Origin of the sequence: Nostoc sp. T09 (assembly GCF_002154695.1) — a bacterium.
Lineage (GTDB): Bacteria > Cyanobacteriota > Cyanobacteriia > Cyanobacteriales > Nostocaceae > Aulosira.
This window is the reverse complement of the sequence record NZ_MTAV01000221.1, coordinates 50,451-75,741: the sequence shown is the minus strand read 5'-3', so window position 1 is coordinate 75,741 and position 25,291 is coordinate 50,451. Positions and strand designations below refer to the sequence as shown.

22 protein-coding genes are annotated in these 25,291 nt (G+C 42.1%); 4 read left to right on the top strand and 18 right to left on the bottom strand.

The window, feature by feature from the left end; all coding sequences use genetic code 11:
• Positions 1–98: 98 nt before the first annotated feature.
• From BV372_RS32825 to BV372_RS32795, 7 genes are all read right to left on the bottom strand, one after another.
• The gene (locus tag BV372_RS32825; protein WP_086691418.1) at positions 99–407 is read right to left on the bottom strand and encodes a DUF2288 domain-containing protein; all 309 of its coding nucleotides are present in this window, start codon (positions 405–407) and stop codon (positions 99–101) included.
• An 82-nt stretch (positions 408–489) separates the two neighbouring features.
• Positions 490–1,530: an AI-2E family transporter gene (locus tag BV372_RS32820; protein ID WP_086691416.1), complete on the bottom strand. Its 1,041-nt coding sequence runs from the start codon at positions 1,528–1,530 to the stop codon at positions 490–492.
• 90 nt (positions 1,531–1,620) lie between these two features.
• The gene (locus tag BV372_RS32815; RefSeq protein WP_086691414.1) at positions 1,621–2,259 is read right to left on the bottom strand and encodes a 1-acyl-sn-glycerol-3-phosphate acyltransferase; all 639 of its coding nucleotides are present in this window, start codon (positions 2,257–2,259) and stop codon (positions 1,621–1,623) included.
• A 65-nt stretch (positions 2,260–2,324) separates the two neighbouring features.
• Positions 2,325–3,206, bottom strand: a complete 882-nt coding sequence (gene fabD, locus BV372_RS32810; RefSeq protein ID WP_086691412.1) for an ACP S-malonyltransferase — start codon at positions 3,204–3,206, stop codon at positions 2,325–2,327.
• A gap of 262 nt (positions 3,207–3,468) precedes the next feature.
• Positions 3,469–4,461, bottom strand: coding sequence for a beta-ketoacyl-ACP synthase III (locus tag BV372_RS32805; protein ID WP_086691410.1), 993 nt, complete (start codon positions 4,459–4,461; stop codon positions 3,469–3,471).
• Between the two features lie 96 nt (positions 4,462–4,557).
• Entirely contained in the window at positions 4,558–5,583 is a 1,026-nt protein-coding gene (plsX, locus tag BV372_RS32800; protein WP_086691408.1) for a phosphate acyltransferase PlsX, read from the bottom strand.
• 241 nt (positions 5,584–5,824) lie between these two features.
• Complete coding sequence (locus tag BV372_RS32795; protein ID WP_086691406.1) at positions 5,825–7,306, bottom strand: leucyl aminopeptidase; 1,482 nt, start codon at positions 7,304–7,306, stop codon at positions 5,825–5,827.
• A 244-nt stretch (positions 7,307–7,550) separates the two neighbouring features.
• Between BV372_RS32795 and BV372_RS36880 the strand changes: the two genes are divergently transcribed.
• Positions 7,551–7,706 (top strand): hypothetical protein, encoded by a 156-nt coding sequence (locus BV372_RS36880; RefSeq protein WP_179198315.1) that lies wholly within the window; start codon positions 7,551–7,553, stop codon positions 7,704–7,706.
• A gap of 401 nt (positions 7,707–8,107) precedes the next feature.
• Here BV372_RS36880 and BV372_RS32780 read toward each other — a convergent pair whose 3' ends face one another.
• The 3 genes from BV372_RS32780 to BV372_RS32770 form a co-directional block, all read right to left on the bottom strand.
• Positions 8,108–9,226 (bottom strand): EcsC family protein, encoded by a 1,119-nt coding sequence (locus BV372_RS32780; RefSeq protein ID WP_086691402.1) that lies wholly within the window; start codon positions 9,224–9,226, stop codon positions 8,108–8,110.
• 207 nt (positions 9,227–9,433) lie between these two features.
• Positions 9,434–10,264 carry an alpha/beta fold hydrolase gene (locus BV372_RS32775; RefSeq protein WP_086691400.1) on the bottom strand — a complete coding sequence of 277 codons (831 nt, stop codon included), beginning with the start codon at positions 10,262–10,264 and terminating at the stop codon, positions 9,434–9,436.
• 440 nt (positions 10,265–10,704) lie between these two features.
• Positions 10,705–11,430 carry a 1-acyl-sn-glycerol-3-phosphate acyltransferase gene (locus BV372_RS32770; protein WP_086691398.1) on the bottom strand — a complete coding sequence of 242 codons (726 nt, stop codon included), beginning with the start codon at positions 11,428–11,430 and terminating at the stop codon, positions 10,705–10,707.
• A 375-nt stretch (positions 11,431–11,805) separates the two neighbouring features.
• Here BV372_RS32770 and metG point away from each other — a divergent pair, with 375 nt between their 5' ends.
• From metG to lptC, 3 genes are all read left to right on the top strand, one after another.
• On the top strand, positions 11,806–13,407 hold the full coding sequence (gene metG, locus BV372_RS32765; RefSeq protein ID WP_086691397.1) for a methionine--tRNA ligase: 1,602 nt from the start codon (positions 11,806–11,808) through the stop codon (positions 13,405–13,407).
• Positions 13,408–13,570: 163 nt separating this feature from the next.
• On the top strand, positions 13,571–14,200 hold the full coding sequence (locus BV372_RS32760; protein WP_086691395.1) for an NYN domain-containing protein: 630 nt from the start codon (positions 13,571–13,573) through the stop codon (positions 14,198–14,200).
• Positions 14,200–15,462, top strand: a complete 1,263-nt coding sequence (gene lptC, locus BV372_RS32755) for an LPS export ABC transporter periplasmic protein LptC (RefSeq protein ID WP_086691393.1) — start codon at positions 14,200–14,202, stop codon at positions 15,460–15,462. The genes BV372_RS32760 and lptC overlap by 1 nt, the downstream gene beginning before the upstream one ends.
• 57 nt (positions 15,463–15,519) lie before the next feature.
• Here lptC and BV372_RS32750 read toward each other — a convergent pair whose 3' ends face one another.
• From BV372_RS32750 to BV372_RS32715, 8 genes are all read right to left on the bottom strand, one after another.
• A complete protein-coding gene (locus BV372_RS32750; protein WP_086691391.1) occupies positions 15,520–16,842 on the bottom strand; it encodes a D-alanyl-D-alanine carboxypeptidase in 1,323 nt (440 codons plus the stop codon).
• Between the two features lie 282 nt (positions 16,843–17,124).
• Positions 17,125–17,418 (bottom strand): hypothetical protein, encoded by a 294-nt coding sequence (locus BV372_RS32745; RefSeq protein ID WP_086691389.1) that lies wholly within the window; start codon positions 17,416–17,418, stop codon positions 17,125–17,127.
• A gap of 658 nt (positions 17,419–18,076) precedes the next feature.
• Positions 18,077–19,300, bottom strand: a complete 1,224-nt coding sequence (locus tag BV372_RS32740) for a HAMP domain-containing sensor histidine kinase (RefSeq protein WP_086691387.1) — start codon at positions 19,298–19,300, stop codon at positions 18,077–18,079.
• A 172-nt stretch (positions 19,301–19,472) separates the two neighbouring features.
• Positions 19,473–20,987 carry a peptidoglycan-binding protein gene (locus BV372_RS32735; protein WP_086691385.1) on the bottom strand — a complete coding sequence of 505 codons (1,515 nt, stop codon included), beginning with the start codon at positions 20,985–20,987 and terminating at the stop codon, positions 19,473–19,475.
• Positions 20,988–21,468: 481 nt separating this feature from the next.
• A complete protein-coding gene (locus tag BV372_RS32730; RefSeq protein ID WP_086691383.1) occupies positions 21,469–22,017 on the bottom strand; it encodes an SH3 domain-containing protein in 549 nt (182 codons plus the stop codon).
• Positions 22,018–22,163: 146 nt separating this feature from the next.
• Entirely contained in the window at positions 22,164–23,675 is a 1,512-nt protein-coding gene (locus BV372_RS32725) for an AAA family ATPase (protein ID WP_086691381.1), read from the bottom strand.
• A 390-nt stretch (positions 23,676–24,065) separates the two neighbouring features.
• On the bottom strand, positions 24,066–24,572 hold the full coding sequence (locus BV372_RS32720; RefSeq protein WP_086691379.1) for a DUF177 domain-containing protein: 507 nt from the start codon (positions 24,570–24,572) through the stop codon (positions 24,066–24,068).
• 201 nt (positions 24,573–24,773) lie between these two features.
• Positions 24,774–25,289 (bottom strand): R3H domain-containing nucleic acid-binding protein, encoded by a 516-nt coding sequence (locus BV372_RS32715; protein ID WP_086691377.1) that lies wholly within the window; start codon positions 25,287–25,289, stop codon positions 24,774–24,776.
• Positions 25,290–25,291: the final 2 nt, after the last annotated feature.

Genomic DNA, 25,291 nt, shown 5'->3' with positions numbered 1-25,291 from the left:
TCTATCTGTGTTTATCTGTGGTTCATTTTATTCCTATTCGCTTTAGTGCAACGTACCATCAACAATTCAAGGTGCGTTAGCCTTTGGCATAACATACCCTACAATGCATCGGAAGTATCCACTATTTCTTGTGCTAAAACATAGGGCTGGACAATAAGTGTTTGAAACCGCTTTTGAGGATTACCATTCCACTCTCCTAACTGTTCGGTGGTGGGTTTGGTAATCAATTGTTCATCAATCCATAGTTGCACTTGTGGAATATTATCACTAGCGATCGCTACTCCGACATCCAACAAGCCTAGCCCCAGCGCTACTACAATCACTGCATCCCTTTTGACATGAGGAATTAGCCATTCCCACTCTGCTTCATCTAAATTTGCTGCTAATTCCGTTCTTAAATCCGGCATAATTTCTCAATTTTTTTATCAGCCTAAGTTTCATTGTACATTTTTTGCAACCAAGGACTAATGACTAACGACTAATAACTAATTACTCAACTTCTGCTTGCATCTCCTCAATTTCAAACAAAGATACAATTACTCCAGCTATAGGAATAGAAATAAAAATACCTAACAAACCTGCTACTCTCGCACCTACTAGCAAAGCAAAAAAAACTACTATCGGATTTAAATTCAGGGCACCTTGCATAATTCGCGGCGCAATTAAATTATCTTGGATTTGCTGTAGTACAATGCAAGCCACAAATACTTTTAATGCTAGCCAAACATTTTGAGATAATACAATTAAAGTTACCGTACTAACTCCTAATGTTGCTCCTATACCAGGAATAACATCAAGTAACCCGACTACCACTGATAAAAGCAAGGCAAAAGGCACATTTAAAAGTAAAAATACAAGCAATGTAGCACTAGTTAAAAACAACGTTAATAACAACTGACCTCGAAAGAAGCCTAGAAAACTGCTTTTTATTACATTAGTAAATCTACTGCGTCGCTGCCTTGGTACTATTTTTAGAATTAAATGCCAAATTTTTTCTCCATCTAAAAGCATAAAGAAGGCAACAACAGCAATTAATATAAAAGTTACAAAATTTGTCAGAAATTGTTGTAAAATAGCCAGGCTATTTACCAGACTGTTTATTGCTTGATTGCGTAACTGCTCTTGAATAAAGTCTAAATCTATTTGCAGATTCCGGCTACGTAAAAAGTTTTCTAATCTCTCAATTAAAGGTGCTAAAGAATTTAAAAAATTAGTGACGCTATCGATTAGTTGTTGTCCTTGAGATAAAACTGCTAAACCTAAGGTGATTGCTATTCCCCCAAGCACCACAATGCTGAGTAAGAAAACTACAAGAACTGCGAAACCGTGGGGCAAAAAACGTCGCAGCCATTGTACAGGATAGCTGAGTAAAAAAGCTAAAATAGCGGCGAATGTAAAAATAACAATCACCCCTTGAAAGTATGCTAAAAGCTGTATAATAGCCCAACCAGAAGCTACTAAAAGCAAAAAGCGGACTAACGCTAGATTATTCAATCTGTGCCAAAAATTTTTGGCTTCAAAGCCGCTCATAAGGAATTCACAAAAGGCATTGTCTTTAAACGTACAGAAACCTAAGAGCGATCGCTACCTCCCTTCAGTAGATTTTCTCGATTTTTTGAGTCATCGCCCTAAATCATGCATCTGGTTAATCACATCTGCACATTTTTGTGTAAAGGCTTGTAATTCCTCTTTATTTGTAGAAGTAGGTGCATCAATTACCTGACCAATCCTGACAGTTATGGGAACTGCACGCGGCATAGTCGAGCCTTTTTGTAAAATCCCTTCAGTACCCCATAAACTAACTGGTAATATGGGTGCTTTTGCCTTAGCTGCCAACAGGGCTGCACCTCTTTTAGGGTCTGTAATGCGACCATCTGGTGTGCGAGTACCTTGCAAGAAAACACCTACAGCCCAACCATTATTAATACACTCTAAAGCTGAACGGATGGCAGTGCGATCGGCTGCGCCTCGACTTACAGGGTAAGCACCGTACAATTTAATTGCTTGCGCCAAAACCGGGACATGAAATAACTCCTCCTTTGCCATGTACGCCACGGGACGTAGTACACAATTGGAGACAATTGGCGGGTCGAAGTAACTAGCATGATTACTCACTACCAGTAATGGCCCAGATTGAGGCACATTTTCGGCACCATGAATCTGGACTCGAAAGTAAGCATGTAGCATAGGGCTGACCACTGACCACTTAAAAGCGTGATACAGTGCCAGACTAATCAATGGTTCACGGCTTCTGTTCATTTGTTATTTGTCAGTTGTCATTAGTTATTCTCTATGTCCCCTTCCCAGCCTCTCTTCCCCAGTACCTAAACAGGCAACTCAGTGGCATTACGGACGTTTTCTAAGATTAAACCAGGACTAGTACGTTTAATCAAACCAGTTAGCACGTTACCCGGGCCAATTTCCACTACTCGTTCAATACCCTGGGTTGGAAGCAGCAAAGAAATTTCACGCCATCTGACTGAACCAGTCATTTGTTTGATTAGATGCTGCTTTAAAATCTCTGGATCAACAGTTGCTATTGGTTCTACATTAGAGACTACTGGTACAATAGCTGGCTGAAATTGCACAGATTCGAGAATCTCTTGGAATTCCATAGCCGCAGCTGCTATTAAATGGGAGTGAAAAGCTCCAGAAACTTTTAAAGGGATAGCGCGCTTGGCTTTAACTTGGGACATTACCGCCTGTACAGCTTCGGGAGTACCAGAAATGACCACCTGAGCAGGACTGTTATCATTGGCCAGCACTACATTGGGCGTTTGAGCAATAACCATGTCCAACTGTTCGCGGTCAAAGTTCATCAGCGCCGCCATCATCCCACCAGAAACACTATCCATTAGTTCAGCACGACGCTTCACTAAGTGTAAGCCAACAGACCAATCAAATATACCAGCAATGTAAAGAGCAATATATTCTCCTAAACTGTGACCAGCTACTAAATCTGGCTGGTGGCCCCGTTCGCGGATCAGGTCGGCAAGAATGGTTTCTACTACATAAAGACTTGGCTGGGTGTAGAGAGTGCGTGATAGCTGTTCGGCATCGCTTTGGCAAATGTCTGTGACAGACCAGCCTAAGATAGCCTCAGCTTGGGCAAATTTATCCCGAGCAGAAGGTATATCTAATAAGTCTGTTCCCATTCCCGTTACTTGGGAACCTTGTCCAGGAAACACCCATGCAGTTTTAGTCATTGGTCAATAGTCGTTAGTCGTTGGTCATTCGTCATTTGTCATTTGTCATTAGCCATTGGGCATTGGTCATTGATTGTTACGGGAACTCTCAGAAATAAATTATCCCATCTTGTGAGATAGGCAGCGCTCACACCGAAGTCTTGCCCGTACTTTAGTATTAGCGGGTATCTTGCTCGCAGCACAAGAAAATTTGGGATATTTATTGACTGTCCAGATTTTTGTTCATCTACTTAACAAATGACAAATGACAAATGACAAAATACTATCTTCCCCATTGAAAAATTGCTGCACCCCATGTAAGTCCAGCACCAAAACCGGACGCAGCAATAATGTCATTGGGTTTAATTTTGCCTTGCCGCACTGCTTCATCTAAGGCAATCGGAATGGAGGCGGCAGAGGTGTTGCCATAATTGGCGAGATTACTAATAACTTTATCGTTGGGAATATTGAGGCGTTGAGCAACAGCATCTAGAATTCGCTGGTTAGCTTGGTGTAAGAGAAGCCAATCTATTTGCTCAATAGTGAGGTTAGCTTGAAATAAGGTTTTGTCGATGACTTCTGGCACCTTTTGCACAGCAAAGCGGTAGACTTCTTTGCCATTCATCGTAATGGGATGATATTTCCCTTGGCCGATATTCACGCCTGGAATCAGTTCTTGGGAAGAGGCTTGATAGGCAAGGTTAAGGTAGTGGTTTTGGCTACCATCACTTTTGAGTGTAAATCCTAGCAAGCGATCGCTTTCATTGGCCTGCAACACCACTGCTCCGGCACCATCACCGAACAATACACAGGTACGGCGGTCTTGCCAATCTACCCAGCGAGAGAGGATATCTGCCCCTATCAAAAGTACATTTTGAAAAACGCCTGTTCTAATGTATTGGGCAGCAGTTACTAGTCCAAATACAAAGCCCGAACAGGCAGCAGTCAAGTCAAAGGCTACGGCTTTGGTCGCTCCTAATTCAGCCTGAATTTGACAAGCACTGCCAAACAGATCATCAGGGGTAGAGGTTGCCAAGAGAATTAGATCAATATCTCCTGCTGTAATTCCAGCAGATGCGATCGCTTGACGACTGGCGTTAGCTGCGAGTACACTCAAAGACTCTGTTGGCAGGGCCAAGCGTCTTTGGCGAATTCCTGTTCTGGTCGCGATCCATTCGTCTGATGTTTCAACCAGTTCAGTCAGCGCTGCGTTGTCTAGGGAAGTTTCTGGTACTGCCGAGCCACTTCCGGTAATTGCTATGCCTAACTTATGCACTCCTAGTCTCCCGAACTATCACCTATCAGCGTTTAGTCATTAACTATTGACTAATCACACTTTTTGTGCCTTTGATTGCTGTCTTTTGGCTGATTGCTAACCACTATCACGCTGTAGGGCTTCATACTGGGACCGGATTCTTTGTAGTACCTGGTTGTCTACAGCTTCTTTGGCTATGCGAATTGCATTAAAAATTGAAGGTGCTTGTGAGCTACCGTGACCAATAAGACAAATTCCGTCCACACCTAAAAGCAAAGCACCGCCATGTTCCGCGTGGTCCATCCGCTGCTTAATCCTTTTGAGGTTTGGTTTTAAAATTGCTGTGCCAATTTGACCATGCAATCCTTGGGGTAGTTCTTCCCGCAAGATTTGTAAAATCACTTCTCCCACGGCTTCAGCAAATTTCAACAACACATTGCCGACAAAGCCATCACAGACAATCACATCAAAGTTGCCAGAAAGTACATCACGTCCTTCTGCATTCCCGATAAAAGAAATTTGAGTATTTTCTCGTAGGAGTTGGTGGGCGCGCAGAGCCACTTCATTACCTTTAGTGTCTTCTTCGCCGATGTTCAACAAACCTACTTTTGGTTCGGGTGTACCCAGCACGTACTGACTATACGCCGAACCCATGACAGCAAACTGCTCTAAAAATTTCGGACGGCAGTCTACATTTGCACCAACATCAAGTATTAATACTGGCTTGCCAGCTTTAATAGTGGGAAAAACTGTCCCAATTGCTGGGCGGTCAATTCCTGGCAATCTTCCTAGGCGGAGCAAAGCGGAGGCCATAGCTGCCCCAGAGTGTCCGGCTGAGAACACAGCATCTGCTTGCTGCTGCTTCACCAGATCCATCGCCACATTAATTGAAGCCTTACGTTTGCGTCTAACTGCGTTTAAAGGCTCCTCATCCATTGCGATCGCTTCCTCAGCAGGAACGATCTCTACCTGCGCCAGACTTGTTTTTGGTGGCAGGGCAGCTTCAATTTGTTGGGGATCACCCACCAACAGGACTTTTACACCCAATTCTTCTCGTGCTCGGATTGCGCCAGCTACGATTTCACCGGGTGCATGATCCCCTCCCATTGCGTCAATTGCGATCCTTACGCCAGTCGATCCCATTGCTTAGAGCTTTTAGAAACCTTACAAATTTTACCAGATGGCTTTGCCGAAAAATCGGAACATTTAGACTGCCAAATTACTCTTCCCACTATGCAAGAGGTTCTGGCAAGCCCAAGATAACATGAATTGGCGGGGATTTGGGGGGATGGGAGAGGGGGGCAAGGGGGAGAAGGGGGTGTGGGGAGTGTGGGGAGTTTTCTTCCCTATTTCCCACTCTTACCCATGCCCCATGCCCAATTACCTACTCAACTGGACTCAGTACCCAGTCAACGAGGGTTCTCACACCGAAACCGGTTGCCCCTGGTCCGTTGTATCCATTTTCTTTATCTGACCACACAGGACCAGCAATATCTAAGTGTGCCCAAGGGGTATCTTTGACGAATTGCTTGAGGAAAAGGGACGCAGTAATCGCACCTCCTGGGCGGGGACCTGTATTCTTCATATCCGCAATCCCAGACTTCAGCCCTTCAAAATACTTTTCTTCCATTGGCATCCGCCAAATTTTTTCTCCTGATGATGCCGCAGCTTTTTCTAGTTGGGAAGCTACAGCATCATCAGGAGTAAACAAACCTGCAATATCATCACCTAGGGCGATGACGTTGGCACCAGTTAGGGTTGCTAAATCAACGATCGCATCTACTCCTAATTTCTCGGCATATACCAAGGCATCGGCTAGAGTCAAACGCCCTTCAGCGTCGGTATTATTCACTTCAATAGTTTTGCCGTTCGACGCTTTTAGGATGTCGCCTGGGTGCATCGCATGACCGCTAATCATGTTCTCGGTCACGGCTGAGATAAAGTGAACTTCGACACTTGGCTTAATTTGGGCAATTGCTTTGGCTGCACCTAAAGTTGCAGCTGCACCACCCATATCCATTTTCATAGTTTCAATGCCACTACCAGCGCCTTTAATATTGAGTCCGCCGGAGTCAAAGGTTACGCCTTTACCAATAATTGCTAGTTTGCGTGTCGGTGTGCCTTCTGGCTTGTAGGTTAGGTGAATAAATTTAGGAGGCAAATCAGAAGCTTGGGCGACTCCTAAAAAGGCACCCATGCCCAACTTTTCACAATCTTCGCGTTCTAGTATTTCTAATTGCAAACCATGATCTTTAGCGATCGCTTGGGCAGTTTCTGCCATAGTAATCGGGGTAACAGCGTTTGCCGGAGCTGCTACCAACTCTCTGGCCAAAATTACCCCAGAAACTATTTGATTGGCGCGGTTAATCGCTGCTTCTTGCCCGCCAAACCCTAGTAAATCTATGGTTTCTACTTGTGAGCCTTTATCTTCGGGTTCTGATTTAAAACGGAGATCTTGGTAAAGCGCCAGTTGCACACCTTCGGCGATCGCTTGGGCAGTTGCCGCCGGATCGTTGTTCAATAATGGAAAACTAAACCCTAAAACTTTACTTTTTTGCTTTTTGGCTACTCGGCCTACAGCCGCAGCAGCACGCCGCAAAGAATCTAATTTTAGTGAGTCGGCTTTCCCCAAACCCACGATAATCACTTTTTTTACAGGAGTACTAGCAGCTATCCGCGTAAAAATAGTGCTATTGGCTTTACCTTTAAATTCCTCTTCAGCAATTAGTTCTTTTAAAATTCCGGCAAACTTGCCATCTAAAGTCGCCAGTTCACCAGTTAACTCTACTGCCTCTTCAAATAATCCAATCGCTAAAGTATCTCCTGCCCATTCTAAAAGCGGCGTATCACTCGGTCGAATTACCATTTTTGGATTTTGTGTAAAAGTTCTTGTACCAGTATTGCGTAAAATTCTCTGTTCGTGCTGTCAGGGATTGGGGAATAGGCTTTGACTATGCACGATGCAAAACCTCACCCAATACGCCAGCTTGAGTGGCTTTGTAGCTGGAATCTACGGCAATCTATATGTAGATATATCAAAGAGCATTTATGCGGTAGAGCCGCTATTAAGTAGATATACTGGCAATTATAGAAATTTAACTTAATTAAAAATGCCTAAATTTGATGGTGCGAGGTTGAAAAAAGTAGCTGTAACTCAATTATTATTTTTGACTTTTGACTTCCCCTACGGGGTTGTAGCGATCGCCAACACAGGCGATCTGTTTTTGCGATCGCTCTTTTGGTATTTTCATCAAAAAAATATATAAAGTCGATTTTAATCATCCAAAAAACCGATAACTTCATAGTTTATTGAAAAAACTAACTCATTTTGCCTTTCTGCTTACTCATTTATCTAAAATGCTTACTCAAAATGCCTAAATGCTTACTCATTTTGGTGTTTTCCGCAAGTAAAAAGCCATATTGCTTTCTCAAAATGCCTAAACACTTTCTCATTTTGGTAAATCACGCACTCATTTTGGTGTTTTCCGCAAGTAAAAAGGCATTTTGCTTACCTAAAATGCCTAAATGCTTTCTCATTTTGGTGTTTTCCGCAAGTAAAAAGGCATTTTGCTTTCTCAATTTCCGTGTTTGCTAACTCATTTGAGAATTTTATATATTCAAAACAGTGTAAGCTTAGCCCGTCGTAGACATCGCCATTGTCTATTGCCTATTTTCCCTTCCCCAAATCAAACTTATTAGCGATCGCAGTCATTATATTTTGCTCTAACTCTGTAGTTTCACCGTTAATTTCAGCAATTTTTTGACATTGCGCTAACAAAGGTATGGCAAAATCACGATTGAGTCGATCTAGCAAGCTATCTAAAGGCTGGGGTGATTTGATATTTTCGGAAATCTGTTGTAATGAATGTTCACTCAGGTTGATGGCTTGCAACTCTGGGCGAATTTCTGACCAAGTCTTGTCTGGATGACTGGCGAGGATCATGTGTACTAAGATTTGATCCATGATCGCTTCTTGTGCGATCGCTGTTTCTAAGTACTTTTCACTTTGTTGTTTTAATGTCGCCAATGTCTCTTTAGAAGTGAGGGAAGTTGATTCATCTAACTTCGCTTCATAAAATCGGCAAGCAGCATACCCCAATGAATAAATCATCGTCGCATTGGAACTAGCAGCGATCGCCGCGCCAGCAAAGGGCACATTTCGTAGCAAGCCCAATCCCGCAGCTTTCAACAGACGACTACCACCCAAAGCTAGACCAAAAATTGCTAAAACTTCGCCTTTACGCGCAGGCTCTTTTAAATCTAGTCCATAAGCGGCTGCTATTTGATAAAGCATTTCTGATTGCAATTGTGTTGTCGCCGCCAAATCAATTGCCAATAAAGCCGCCGCTATTCCTGGCAAAATACTAGTTGCTAAACCAATTCCGCCTGCTTGAGTGGCTTTTTCCACCATAATTCTGTGGGAAATTTGGCTTGGTGATTCCTGGGGATATTCTTGTTTTAGTTTGTTGACTGTCTCTTGTGCTTTTTGCAAATCAACATTGTCACTAGCCCCAATCAACCAATTTAGATTTAAAACACCAGATAATCTGCGAATCAGCCAATTTTGACTGAGGCTATCCACTAGCTTCCCGGTATTTTGAGTTGATTGTTCAATTAGCTTGTGTGTTTGTTGAACAGCAGATCCTCCTATATCAACTGCTGTCCCCGCTACCCAGCTTAATGATTCAGCAACAGATCCTAAAAATGATTGTTTATCTTTTTTTGTATTATCAGTTGAGGAATTATTTAGTTTTTTATCTATTGCGTTATTGAGTTTGTCTGCCATTGCTGGGCACCTTCATTGTATAGCTTTGCTATTTTGGTTTTAGCAAATTGTGCTTAACCTGACCTCTTTCCATCAGGATAAGCCGTTAGTTAAAAATAAAATACTCCCTTATCTGAATAGTAGGAATTTGTTGCAGTAAAGATTGATTGGATAATATTATAAATTTCTGCTTCAGATTGGATATACCGAACTAAAACTTTTTGCTCCTCATCTGACTTTATTTCCAGCTTCTACCGCTTGCATAACCTCAGCATTACTTTCCAAGAAATTATAATTCTGCATAATTTTATAGAGATTAGTATCACTCTCTAGTAAACAGGCGTGTCCGCTGTGAGGCAGCAATAGCATCTTGCTGTTGGGTAAAATGTTAGCTAAACGTCTGACTTCATCTACAGAAGGCAAAAGTCGATCTTGGACACCAGCAAGCAGCAAAATCGGTTGTGAAAGGCGACGTAACTGTTCGTCTTCCACATGAAACTCTCTGAGTAAAGACAATCGCCAGAGGACTGTTTCTGGTGGTACCGAACGCATACTTTTTAGCAGTTCTTGGCGATCGCTTCTTGTCATCCGTTGTAAAGATGCTAAAAATGGTAATAACCCCAGTGCGCCAACTTCATAAAGGCAAGGATGCACTAGGTAAGTTAGTTGAGATGCCCAATTTAACCAAGGTCGTAATTTAAAGCTAGAAGCTGGGTTAATCAGGATAATCCGTTTAAACAACTGCGGTGCTTGGATAGCCACTTTCATTGCTAAACAGCCGCCGAACGACTCACCACACAGATAAACTGGTCGCTGAGAACTTTTTTCTAATTCGGCGTGGATCAAGTCTAATACGTTATTAGTGAGTACATCCCAGGTGGTGAGGTCTTGCCGTGGGATCGCCAAACAGCGGACATCAAAACCTAGTTCCAATCCCGCAGTTTGCGATCGCAATAGTTGACCCGTTCCATCCATTCCTGGCAAATACACAAACAGGGGATACTCTGGCTGTATGCGTTTAGGCGTAAGGAAACAGGGCTTTAACTCAACTTCTAGCATTGTCAAATTTCAATTTATTTTGTTAATTTTATAAAATTTAGCCTATGAGAGGTCAATAATTTTAGGTTTGATATCTGACTCCTATTTGATTTTTGAACAAATTCCGTCTACTTGAACTTCTCTTCTTTCCTGTTCCCTACCGCTACAAGTAATTTCTCCGATTCAAATCGGATTTCTATATATAGCAACGGTGAATATCTAGCAATAACAGTCAAAATTATCTATAAATCAGCCTTTATTCTCCAAAATCATGTTAGATAAAACTTTTTCAATTAAGTAATTTAGGATTCAACCTCCAACATATAAAAAGTAGCAAATTTTGCCAGATGAGAATCAATCTGCTCATTGCACTCTGCCTGATAGATAGCTTAAGCAATGTATAAATATCGTCTCTACTATTTTGGGGATAGATACTTGATCCATCCAAAGTATGAGATATCCTAATAACAACCCTGACGTAACAAGCTGGCAATTTCACAATGACAGTGTTCTGTCAGTTCAGAAACAACAGTTTTCGCTTGTTTTCCTTGGTATTGTTTTTGTTGTTGGGGCTTAATCCAATATGGACGGCCAATTAACACCGCGACTCGACGATAGATGACCAAGGGATGCCAACCTGGTTGATTAAATAATGCTTCTGAAGGGTCAAACAAACTTAATAAGCGTAAAGGCACACCTGCGGTGTTTACTTCCTCCAGGGAGGCGATCGCGATCGGCAAAATCGCTAAGTCTCTCACAGATGCTCGCAATGCCAAATGCGCAAATCCGCGCTGAAATTCACCCACCTCATGAGGCTGGGTAAATTTTACCATTGGTTCGGTTCCTTCTGGAAACACCCCTACCATCTGCTTGGACTGCAATAGCAGTTGGGATTGTGCAAAAAAGCTCTGCTGGCGTTTATGAGTATCATCTAAGGGAAAGCACCCCAACTGACCTGTAACTAGTTCCCGCATAATTGGTACTTGCCCCATATAGTGATGGCAGGCAAAGCGAATTGGATTTGATAGCGCCGCCATTAAAATCAGGGCATCCATAAAGCTGCGGTGATTGCTGACGACTAACACGCTAGCATCTTGAGGAATCCGATCCTCGTAATAACGAAACATTCGCGTTGATAGCGCCGCTAATGACCAACGAGAAATCTCCAGAGGGCTATTTAGACTCATAGCAATCAATATATTTTTTTCAGAAAATATCGCAGTTTATCTTGACTTAACATTACATTTCTTCACCACTACCACGACCGTCTTAAGGTAGAAATGTTTAATTCTCAAAGTTAACTATATTTTCTGAGTCCTATTTTCTGTATTCCCAGCCACAACAAATGCAATCAAAAGCTTTACTAACTATTGTTAGCAGCTATTTTTTAACTATTGGGAGAAATTAGCTGGCTTTATACAAAACATAAAATAATCTGTCTTTAGAGATTTGCTAATATTAAGGTAGCATTTGAAAAAAAATTAGCAATGTTATATAATTACGTGGTTTTGCCCACAAAAGTAAGATATAAACTGTTTTAATAAGTTGTTTTTTTATTTTGCATGAATCTAGTGAATAAAAAAGAAAAGACATTTACACTGACAACTCCGCTATATTATGTAAACGATGTTCCCCATGTTGGTAGTGCTTATACAACAATGGCTGCTGATGTAGTAGCCCGGTTTCAAAGGCTTTTAGGGCATCAAGTGCTGCTGATCACAGGTACAGATGAACACGGGCAGAAAATTCAACGCTCAGCAGAAAATTTAGGGAAAGCTCCCCAAGAATTTTGTGATGAAATATCTCCGGCTTTCCTTTCTCTGTGGCAAATACTAAATATTAAATACCATCGCTTTATTCGGACCACCGATCCTCGCCATGAAGCAATTGTCAAAGAATTTTTCGGGCGAGTATGGGAGAGCGGCGACATTTATCAGGGACAACAAAAAGGCTGGTATTGTGTATCCTGTGAAGAATTCAAAGAAGAACGAGAACTGCTAGAGGGCAACCGTTGTCCGATTCATACTAACAAAGAAGTGGAGTGGCGAGACGAACAAAACTACTTTTTCCGCTTATCCAAATACCAAAGTCAACTGCAAGAACTTTACCAGTCTAGACCGGATTTTATCCAGCCTGTGAGTCGTCGTAACGAAGTCCTCAACTTTGTGAATCAAGGGTTGCAAGACTTTTCGATTTCACGGGTGAATCTAGATTGGGGTTTTCCTGTACCAGTAGATCCCAAGCATACTCTTTACGTCTGGTTTGATGCACTGCTGGGTTATGTAACAGCATTGTTAGAACCAGATGCAGAACCAACTTTAGCAAATGCCTTAGCTAAATGGTGGCCCATAAACTTGCACTTAATTGGTAAAGATATTCTCCGTTTCCATGCAGTTTATTGGCCGGCGATGCTGCTTAGTGCTGGCCTACCATTGCCAGAGCAAGTATTTGGACATGGCTTTTTAACTAAAGATGGTCAGAAGATGGGTAAAAGTCTGGGTAATACCCTCGATCCCATAGAACTAGTCCAGCGCTATGGTAGTGACGCCGTTCGTTATTACTTTCTTAAGGAAATTGAATTTGGCAAAGATGGCGATTTTAATGAAGTTAGATTCATTAATGTTCTGAATGCAGATTTGGCAAATGATTTAGGTAATTTGCTAAATCGGACACTGAACATGGTGAAGAAGTACTGCGCCGGTAATGTGCCAGCAATTGCCAATGAAGCCATTCCGGCTGAAAATCCTTTAAAAGCGATTGGATTAACTTTAGGGGAACAGGTGAAAAATGCCTACGAAATGCTGGCTTTCAATCAAGCCTGCGAGGCTATCCTGTTGCTGGTGCAAGCTAGCAATAAGTTTATTGATGAACAAGCCCCTTGGTCATTATATAAGCAAGGACAGCAGCAGACATTGGAAAAAGTGCTGTATGCAGTTCTAGAATCAGTTAGACTAGCAGCTTATCTGTTGTCCCCGATAATTCCGAATATCAGTAGCGATATTTATCAGCAATTGGGCTTCGGAATTAACTTTAACGATCCAATAGAAAGTTCAATTACTACACCTTTCGATATTCATGCAACTTGGGGGCTACTATCAACTAAACAACAGTTGGGCACACCCCAACCAATTTTTAAGCGTATAGAACCCCCAAAAAACGATTAGTTCTTTCAATTTTTGATTTTGCTTAATCTCTAATTCTGTCAAAAAATGATCGGGGCTGCACTGATTAGCTTCGGTAGATTATCATAAATCGCTCTAACTTGCATGTAAGAAGTAAAATTTTAGTATCAAATATTACAAGGATAAAAACTGAGGTATGACATCAATGTTGAATAATTTAGAAAATGACTCGATATTTACGCCGGAACAAGTTTTAGAGAATCGGGGTCGTGTAGCTATATTTATTGATGGCTCAAATCTATTTTATGCCGCACTGCAACTAGGAATCGAAATTGATTACACTAAGTTACTGTGTCGATTAACTGGCGGATCTAGGCTGTTACGCGCTTTTTTCTACACTGGTGTAGATCGGACAAACGAGAAACAACAAGGATTTTTGCTGTGGATGCGTCGCAATGGCTACAGAGTTATTGCTAAAGATTTAGTCCAGCTACCAGATGGTTCAAAAAAAGCCAATCTGGATGTAGAAATAGCAGTAGATATGATGGCTTTAGTAGATTCATATGATACGGCAGTCTTAGTCAGTGGTGATGGGGACTTGGCCTATGCGGTGAACTCAGTTAGCTATCGGGGTGTGCGGGTAGAGGTGGTAAGTTTACGTTCAATGACCAGCGACAGCTTAATCAATGTAAGCGATCGCTATATTGACTTAGAAGCCATCAAAGAAGATATCCAAAAAACCCCTCGCCAAAGCTACCCATACCGACCTTTATCCGGTATGGGCTTTTTAGAAGACCCAAGAGATACTGATGGACATCTAGAAATTCAAGATTAATGAAGCAGGAAGCAGACAAGGATCAAGACAAAAGAGGTCCAGGAAATCAGGGGGGAATTAAAATACATTCCCCCCTATTCTTTTTATGGCAATTTCTCAATGTTTCACCAATTAAAGCCAATTGGTTTTGCCTCTCTCTGACATTGTTATTGATAGTAGGATTAGTTGCTTGCAGCGGTAAATCCTCTAAAAATCAAGCAAATAATTCGGGTTCATCCGGGCAAAACACAGATAGCAATTTGACTTTTTATGGTGTTGCTTTTGAACAGTTTGATGAAGTGGGGCGACCAATTTGGAAAGTCAATGCTAAAGAAGCGAAATATACCAAAGAAAAACAAATTGGACAGGCAGAAAACCCCTATGGAGAATTATATCAAGATGGCCAAGTAGTCTACCAAGTTAAAGCCGAACGGGCAGACATCGAGGAAGATGGAAAGCAGTTATTTCTTAAGGGGAAGATAGTTGCTACAGATCCTCGGAATGGCATTGTGCTCCGAGGTAATGAATTAGAATGGCGTCCCAACGAAGATTTATTGATTGTTCGTAACCAGCTAAACGGAACTCATAAACAACTACAAGCAGTGGCGCAGGAAGCGCGAGTCAAAACTCGCCAACAGCGCATGGAATTCTCTGGTGGAGTAGTAGCAAACTCTGCCGATCCGCAATTACAAATGCGAACTGAGCATTTAATTTGGCTGATCAAAGATGAAAAATTAATTGGCGATCGCCCTGTACAAATTGATCGGTACAAAAATAATCAAATTACTGACCGTGGTCGCGGAAATGCTACGGAAATTAATCTGAAAACTAAGATTGCCACCGTCACAAAAAATGCCCAGTTAGAATTACTAGACCCACCAATGCAGATAGCTAGTAACTCTATGACTTGGAACATGAATGCCGAAACTGTGACTACAAATTCCCTTGTACGTGTCTTTCATCAGGCTGAAAATGTGACAGTAACCGCTAATCAAGGCGAAATGAAGATACCGCAAAAAACAGTTTATTTAACAGGCAATGTCAATGCTATTGGTCAGCGTCGCCAGTCTCTGAAATCGCGAACATTAACTTGGTATTTAGACAATAAATTAGTCGAAGCGCAGGGTAATGTAGTGTATCGGCAAGTTGACCCACCATTAAATTTTACTGGGGAAACAGCCGTTGGTAATCTGCAAACAGAAAATATTGTCGTCAAAGGTGGCAATACTGGCGGTAGGGTAGTAACAGAGATTATTCCTCAGGAAAGAGTCAAGGGTAGATAATCAATGGTCAATGGTCAAGGCTCATTGAACTGTGGAGTTTTGACTTTTGACTAATGACTAACTTTTAAAAATAACTTCATTACGGCTGCTTGCACCTAGGTCGGGTAATGTGTTTATGGTTGAGTGCGGGGTAAGAGACGCAGGGACTTGGGGAGCTAATTGCAACTTTTGTACCAGACGTTGCAATAGTTGATCTTGTCCAGCACGGAAGCCTGAAACATTTGGGCCACGGTTAAGAATAGCAAACCAGACCAAACCTCGATCACGTGTCGGCATTACACCCGCTAAAGCACTGACATCTCGGAGAGTACCAGTTTTAATTACTGTTGCAACAGGTATATGTCTGGAGTGTAGTGTTCCCCGATGATCGAATCCAGACATAGGAAACAGATCGGCTAAAGTCAAATCGCGGGCTGCCGCTTCTTGTTGCATTGCCATAAACATCGCACATACAGCTCTTGGAGAAATGCGATTTTCAGGGCCCAGTCCAGAACCATTGATTAACTGAATTTCTGCATCGGGAACTCTAGCCAACTGAGCAGCAGTTGATTGCACTACGGTTGCTCCTCCTACAGATTCCGCCAGCATTTCTGCTATGTCGTTGTTGCTGTAAACGTTCATCTCTTTGATGATTTGTTTCAACGGCAAAGACAGGTGACGAATCAGCACAGCTCGTTGAGGATTTGGCTGTGCCTCAACTTTAACAGTACCTGCGATCGCTACCTGAGGTTTGGGCGTTCCCTTAGGCATAATCGAGTATGTATAAATCGCTGGGCGAGTCCAAATTGCAGAATTCAATGCTTGCTTAAATAACTGACCTGCTAACAGCGGATGACGTTGGAAATTCATAGCAAAAGAGCCAGCAATTACCAAATTTCCTTTCACTTGCTTAATACCCATGCGGTTGAGAGTATTACCAAGAGCGATCGCTTCTTCCCAAACCATCATCGGATCGCCACCACCAGTAATCACCAAATCACCTTGCAATACACCATTGACCACTGGCCCTGTGGTACTGATCAAAGTCTCAAATTGGTAATCGGGACCCCAAGTTTTGAAAGCAACTAGAGAGGTGGCAACTTTAGTTAAAGAAGCAGCCGGCAGAGGTGTCGTCCCTTGGTGATTAGCCATGAGCATAGGTCCCGACTGCATCCAAATTCCCTGACTATCTGTGAGATTTTGGGCAATTAGTTTCGATGTGATCAACCCCTTAAGATAGTCTTGGACTGTATTAGCGCTAGCTGGATTGGGATCAGGGGCAAGAACCAAGCCAGGGCTACTTTGCCAAGCCAATGCATCTAAGGCATCTAAAGGCTTGATCTGTAACCCAGCCATTTCCAACCAGAGCGTTACCAAACCTGAACTCAATAATTCCAGCATTCCTTATTCCTCTATTAGGATGTGTGAAGTTGTTTACTGTGCTAATATACAAGCTTTTTTATGCCGATCAGCATGGAGTCATAATAACTGGTGTTTTTTCGATGTGGAAGTAGGGTAGATAACATAGATTAGCTGTAACTTTTTAATCAGCCAGTAAAGTAGCAAATTGTAGAAGCTATTGTCTAGATAAAAGGTTAAAGTTGGTTGTCATATATAAAAAATTAAATGTCCATGATAAATACAAATCAATTTTTAAAGTAATCAATCTGCGATCATCTCTTTTTAAATTGGTATCACTTGAAGTTGCAGCATACTAGTACAGCACGGCGTAAATAGCGCAAAGTTGAGCCAGTGTTTTGGTGTTAGCGTAGCGGTAGCGACGTAGGAGCGTCGGCAGTGCGGTCTTGGGGGTTCGCCCCCAATCCCCAGAGCAACTGCCGAAAGGGTTCCCCGGCTTAAAGCAACTGGTGAGTCCAGTCCTGAAGGCGGGTTTCCCGCCGTAGGGAACTGGCGAACCCGAAGGGCGTTGGCGGTGTCGGTTTCCGTCCCGCCAAACTTTGTAAGACAACAGACCATTAACAATGCTGCAAAAGGCCGGAATACAATTGTTTTGACTTTTTTACCCTGAGCGTAGTCGTTCCCGCAGGGTAGGGTAACTTTTGATTTACTCGGCAGCGGTACTAGTACCTTACCTTTGACAAATGTCCTGAGAAGTTGAACAGTATAGAACCGTCAATTTCAACTGCAATACCTATGTAATTCCTATATAACAAATTTATGAATGTATTTACCTCTTCTGTTTTCTGCTTGATTTGCAAGACAAGAGGCACTCATCCTTAATAGTAGAGTGAATACTCATCATCGATTAAATTATATATAAACCAGGAACACCTTGCCCTGTAATACCAATTTGTTTAATTACTTATAAATTCAAATAACCCTAACCCGGTTTTTTCTAACAGTAAAATCGGATTGGGGTACTATGACTGTGGAAAGTATAAGTAATTAGGCATACTTAATAGAAGGAATGAATTGTTTACCTTCAAAATTTAATGGTAGAATTAGCTTGATGAATTTGAGTATAATTTTCTAAGCTATAGTAAGTATAAGTTCGTATTTTTAGTTTTTCTTTTGCTACTAGTTATAGATAAAAAGTATCAGACATGATAAATAATTGAGCGATCGCGGTTTTGAAAAAAAACAATATTCGCTGTACATTGTTGGTTATTTAACCTTACTTTCTGCCATTTACTTGATTATTTTCATGGGCGATCGCTTCTAATGGCAAAAGCACTGTAAATGTAGAGCCTTCACCTGGTTGTGAAACTACCTTGATTTCACCTTGCATTAACTGGACTAAGCGAGACACAATTGCCAATCCCAATCCTGTACCATCAGAACCTAGATCTTTTTGCTCGGTTACTGCACGAAAATAAGGTTGAAAAATTTCTGTTTGAGCATCCAGCGGAATCCCAATACCCGTATCGGTAACAGAGATAACCCACTGCTGCTGAGATACTTGCCAACAATCCAAAGTAACGCTACCAGATTCAGTGTATCGAATTGCATTGCTGAGTAAATTGGTAAGAATTTGCTGAAATCGCAGCGGATCGGTAATAACTTGATCTGGAGCGCTTTCGCAATTAACAATCAAGGCTAATTCTTTAGCACGTGCTAAAGGCTCAACAATCTCCACAACTGAGTTGATTAATCCACGTACATTCGATAAGGTCGGCTGTAATCTCATCGTGCCCGCATCATAACGGGAAATTTCTAAAGTATCGTTAATTAAATGTAGAATCAGCCTACCACTTTTTAAAACTCGCTCGATACTTTCGAGATTTTGATGTGAATCCTTGATCTCCGGCTGTTGTTGACGATGCTGGCGCAGAAATAAGTCTGCGTAACCAATGATTGAAGTTAAAGGCGTTTTCAGTTCATGAGCCAAATGAGAGAGACTATCTTTACTGGCGCGAACCAAACGAGTTAGCTCTTGATTAGTCAAACGCAACTGGTTTTGGAGTTGTTTGACCTCTTCTAATCGTCCATAAGTATAGCTGCTAAAGCAACGGGCGATCGCTTCATCAATTACCGTATCAATCAGGCGTACAGCTCGCAGCATCTCCACTGGGGATGCTTGTATTAAATCTTCTTCTAAAAGAGAAAAAATTACAAATCGCAGTAAACGATACTCTCGCGCAATCTCTGCTGGCTCAAATCCTTGTTCTGCACGAATCCTACCATGTTCTAGACTTGCATCGACTACAGTCTGCAAATCACTCTTTGCAGATTCAGAAAGTACTGTCGCCAATGCATTCAAAACACGAGGTAGGCTATCCCTGACAGCTTTGAAAGTCAATTCTTGAGTAGCTTCAATTTGTTGATCTTGGTAAACCGCTTCTACCCAGCGATCGATAATGGCATCATTTTTTTCAATTAAAGTTTGGCTAAAATCCATCTTTTAAGCAACCAAAAACAGTAAACACAAAGCCACCTCAGCTAGAGGTAGCTTAGTCTGTTTCACTTCAGCTTCGCACCTGACGAAAGATGGAAATGATACCAAGTGATACCAATTTTAGATTTTAATTCCAAGTTGGATTGTACTCAGCAGCAAACCGCTATTAAAGTGCTTAAAAATATTCCACTCTTGCATCTAAACCGTAAGAGCGTAAAAGTTTAGAGAGATTTTCTGCCTCTGTGCGATTGCCAAATCTTCCCGCATTGACATAATCCCCTAAACTTGATTTTTCCACAACAGGATTAGCTATATACTGACGTACTTTGTTGAGAGTATCAGCATTGTGAATCGGGACTACTACTATATAGCGATTCTTATTATTAGGATTAACAGTATTCTCTCCAGTAGAATTATTCAAACCTAAGGCTTGCCAAGTTTGTGCGTCTACATTCCCTGTAGGATTGAGTCGGGAATATTGCTGGAAGGCATACACATACGCTCTGGTATTTTCACCATAATAGCCATCAGGATTGCCATTAAAAAAGCCTAATTGCAACAGACGTGCTTGAACTGCCCTGACATTCTCTCCATTGTCACCGATAGTCAGATAGTTTCTGGCTGGTTGATTGGCAGTTCTATTTTGCCAGGCTCCACGTACTGCTTCCAAGGCTTGGGTATCGGCTATACCATCGGCAGCTAGTTGGTAATCTCTCTGGAATCGGATGAGACCATCCCTACTCATAGGGCCAAAATTGCCAGTCGGATTAGCTTGCAAGTACCCTAGATCTCGTAAATGCTCTTGCAGTTCTCGCACTTGCTGAGCAGAAAGACTAGTTCTATCTGGCAATACACCTACAGATGGATTCAGCAATCTATTCCAAGTTTGTTGATTGGCAATCCCATCAGCAGTTATGCCAGAATTCCGCTGGAATGCAATTAAAGCATCTCTAGTGAGGGGTCCAAAATTACCAGTCGGATTAGTATTCAAATAACCTAACTGTTGCAAACGCTGTTGTAATCTCGTTACCGCTGGGCCTTGACTGCCTTGAGATATCGAAGGATAATCACCTCCTTGGCTTGGTCTGTTCAGCGTTGCTTGTGGGACTCTGCGAGGAATCACAGGTTTAGCACGACCTCTAGAAGATTGCTGGGAACGGATTAGCGCCTGCTGAGTTTGTGGGCCAAAATAGCCTGTAATTGGACCTTGAAAATAGCCTGACTGCTGCAAACGCTGTTGCAGCTTGACAACTTCTGGTCCTCTACTGCCTAATTGCAGATTACTATTGACATTCCTATTAACTGTTCTACTTTGGCACGCTTGTTGTAGCGATCGCTGAGTACCAACGCCAACAACTCCATCAGCAGGTAGTTTATTAGCTTGCTGGAAAGCAATGACAGCTTGCTGGGTTATGGAACCAAAGTTACCGTTGACTGGACCGCGAAAGTAACCTAACTTTTTTAAACAACTCTGAATACTTGCCACTTCAGAGCCATTATTTCCTACTTTTTGAAGTGCTAAACTTTGCCCAGCTATACTGAGAATTGCCAAGGTTATTCCTACAGATAAAAAACGTATTGCAACTGTGCTAGACAGCTTTGTCCAATTCCAGAATCTAAAATTTCCTTGAGCAGGAACAATCTCAAGGCTTTTAGGTGCTTCGGAGTGTAGATAACCAATGGCTTCCATAAATATAGAGGGTTAGATGCTAGGGGCTAGGAAATAGGTGGATAAAAAAGGCAAGGGAGGCAACAAAGAATACCTAATGACCTTTGCCTCCTGCTTATTAACTCTTGACTCAGCACTTTCAAGGCAGTAGGTAGTAGAAATAAAAATTTTCATATTTTGTTGTGCGATCGCATCATCTAAGTACTTGAGTTGATGAACATCACAACAGTAGAGTTACTTGCTAGTAAGTTTATGAGAAATTTTTGGTACCAGTATACTATAGGATATCCAGAACTTAAAAGAATTAATACTGATAAAAAAAGCAACCTGGCGAGCAAGGCTACCCCAGGTTAATTGAATCAAACAAATATTTACAGCAAATTTCAAGTTAGTGAAGTACAGAGCCTAAGCCTCAAACCCAAGCATAAAGATTGTTTTACTTCTGAATTCTGAATTCTAACTCCTGAATTCTGCTTTAATCAAGTTACAGTGCTTTAGCTGTCTATTGGTCTTGTGTTGGTTTTTCTGGCTGTTGTACTGCCTCGTTTTCCTCAATTCGTTGAGTATTCCCGGCTTTCACCCAGCCTTCTTGATTGGTATCTTCCTGACGAATTTTCTGCCACAATTTATCGTCACTTTCTTCTAAAATTACAACTTTTTGATTAAAACCAACTCCACCAACACGTTGAGCATCTTGTTTGGGTTCGGTTCGCAAACTCAAGCCTTGAGACCAAGTTACTTTTCCTTGGTAAGCTCCTGGTGGTAATGGTTTTGGTGATTCCTGAGTCTTGGGAGATTCAGTAGGAGTAGGTGTAGGTGAAGCAGTTGGGCTGGGAGATGTTTCGGGCGAGGAGCTAGTCTTCGTCGCTACTTTTTCAGTTGCTTTGACAGTTTGGGTTCTCTGGGTGGGGTGATCGTTGGAAAAAACTGGTTTAGTCGGGGGTATGGCAGTTCGATTCATGAAATAAAGCGCTGTAGCAACACCAGTACCGATTAAAATAGCGATCGCCAAGAAAAACCCAAGTATAAATTTTAGTACGTTAGAAAACATAATTTATAACCTCATCACCAATGCTCAATTGTCAAGAGTCAATGGTCAATGGTCAAGGGTCAATAGTCAATTATTAATGACTCTGAACATTAGATGATTGACTCTAGAATTTTGACTACCTATGATTGCAGCTGCCGTTGAATGCGTTAGCGTAGCTTACCAAAGGTATCGCTTAACGGGCTTTGTTTCGATGCTAACCGTGCTCTTCCAGCCGCAGCCCATTCTTGTAGTTGCTGGATCTGCTCTACAGCAGTGCGCGCCAAGGGGATGATCTGACTAGCAGCTTCTAAAATGTCGTCGTTGGTAAAGTCGCGATTTTGACTAAATCCGATATGCATCGCTTCAATTAAAGTTTGCTCAATCTCTGCTCCAGAAAAATCGGGTGTCTCATATGCTAGCCGATCGATGTCATAACTTTTCAAGTTATGAGGGCGTAGTCGGGATAAATGAACGTTAAAAATTGCTTTTCTCTCTTCTTGGGTGGGTAAACCGACAAAGAATATTTCATCAAATCGCCCTTTACGGAGCATTTCTGGTGGTAAAGCTTGGATATCGTTAGCGGTAGCGACAACAAAGACAGGCGAGGTTTTTTCGGCTAACCAGTTAATAAATGTACCAAATACGCGGCTCGTAGTTCCTGCATCCCCTTTACTACCAAGCCCAGAAAAAGCTTTATCTATTTCATCAATCCACAAAACACAGGGTGCTAAAGCTTCAGCTACTTGAATCATTTGGCGAGTCCGCGATTCCGATTCACCTACCAAACCACCAAATAACCTTCCCACGTCTAGGCGCAGTAAGGGTAAATGCCAATGATGGGCGATCGCTTTTGCTGTTAAAGATTTCCCCGTACCCTGAATACCCACCAACATTAAACCCCGCGGGTGTGGTAATCCGTACTGTCGCGCTCGTTCTGTAAATGAGCCACCCCGGCGTAGCAGCCAATCTTTGAGGTTATCCAGTCCCCCAATATCAGAAATTTGCTCAGTGGCGGGGTAGAAGTCTAAGATTTGGGTTTGGCGGATAGTTTGACGCTTTTCTTCCAAAACTAGATCCACATCTTCTGGTTGCAATTCGCCGTGAGTGGCGATCGCTTTTGCCAAAACCCGGCGAATCCGTTCCATTGATAGCCCTTGACAAGAGCGTACTAAATCATCTATGACTTTCCCAGACAGCGAATTACTAGTCACTTGCAGTAAACGTTCCACCTCGATTTTAATCTCGGCGGCGGCTGGTAAGGGGAATTCAACGACTGTCAGCACTTCGGTTAAATCGTCAGGAATTGCAATCCGAGGTGACAAAATCACAATATTTTTCGGTTGCGACTTCAGAAGTCGAGTCAAGTTACGGACTTTACGTGCGATCGCCACATCTTCTAAAAATCGATGATAGTCTCGCAGAATCAATACCGCTGGTGCAGAAGCTGGCAATTTTTCGATAAATTCCAAAGCTTGCAGAGGATTACGCCGCCCAAACCCCGCATCATTAGGATTCCCCTGGTAGCCATCAACAAAATCCCAAGTATACACTGGGCGATTACCCTGGTTGGTGGCTTCTTCCCGGATCGCTGCTTCTACCCGTTCCTCTTCGTATGTGGGAATATAAATTAAAGGATAACGGGCACGTAGCAGCAGTTTAAACTCATCACGGAAGGTCATAAGTAGCTGTTAATTGGTTTATTCGTTCTTCTCTCATTGTTAAGGGTTGTACTGTCTGTCACAACTAAAAAACTAAAAACGGAAACAATCAGGAATTTGATAAATCCTCTGGTCCGTAGTTATACCCATCTCCAACCAGATCAAAACTTCCTCACCCGGAGCCATACCAAGATTTATCCAATTAATTCAAAAACCTTGGACAAAATTTGCGCTTTGTTTTCTTATTGGCTTAATTGCTTTTCTGGTGCTACGTCGCTAGATATAAGATTAATCAAGAACGTCAAAATATTGATTATTATTGGCTACTGCTAGCACTATTAAAAATATCTGTAGTGAGCGCTTGAGCGCTCAAATTCAGCACTAAAGTGTGCTGAGTATAAATCTAATCGACTATCCTGGAAGCTGCTTTTTCAGCGCTTCCAAAGAAGCCCAACGGTTATCAACTGGCTTTTCGGAACTATCAGCAGCAGTACTCAAAATACCTGGGCAATTGAGATCGCATAGCTGGCGCTGAGGCAATTCTAAACACATCTGCTCATACAGCCATTCGCTGGGATGAAAATAACCATCAGGTGGCAGACTTTCTACCAAATCTTCTACCGTTACTTCTCTTTCCAGAGGCAAGTCTTGCGGTTGGTTAGCTGTTGCGTCTAACCAAATAATTTCCTTGGTATCAACTACTAAACGCTGATTGTATTGCTGTAAGCAGCGGTTACAAGTACAAGTAATAATTGCTTCTGCCTGACCAGATACTTCTAAGTAATTACCTAGATGCTGCACGCGAATAACACCACGAACAGGGGTCAAAGTTTCCAAACCAGGCAGAAAATCCTGAACTTGAATTTCCTCTGTCCGCTCCGGGGCTTTGGTGAGCTGCGGAATAAAAATTGCGTCCATAGGATTTGTGAGACATCCTCACGAAACTTAACTTAGTTTAATTACCAGCAAATTTGCTGATATTTAGATCTTTATTTTAGCTTTTAGCGCTCAAGAAAAAGTGCTGAGCAATGAGTTAAGAGTCAAAACTCAAGAAGCAAGTAATTATTAATTATTTCTTCCTGTCCTTGCTGCTCTGCTTTCCCTGCTCTCCAACTTCTTCTACTGTGCGATCGCGGGACGAACTACAAGATGACGATGTGGCTCTTTACCGCGACTAAAGGTTTCTAAATCGCTAAATTCCTTTAAAAATGTGTGAATTTGCCGCCGTTCGGCCGAACTAAGCGATTTGATTTCTACCTCTCTACCCGTAGCTCGCACTTCTTGGGATGCGGCCTCTGCCAATGCTCGAATTTCCGCTTCTCTTTTGACGCGGTAGCCATTCAACTCAATGGTATAAGAGGCTTGCTCTTCTTGTGGTTGGTTTAAGTTCAGTACTGAATTAGCTAGATACTGAATTGCATCTAGGACTGAACCATCAGCCCCAATCAAAACTCTGATTTGTTCAGGGTTGAGGTTTGTTTCGTCAATCGTCAACCAGTAGTTATCTGGTTCTTCGGAGTCGCCGCTCTGAGGTTGAGCAGGTTCTAAATTACCCTCAACCTCAGCAGATACCCCATTAAGTAGCAGCAGCGTTTTTAACCACTGCTGCCCTCGCTGCATGGGACTGTTACTCATGA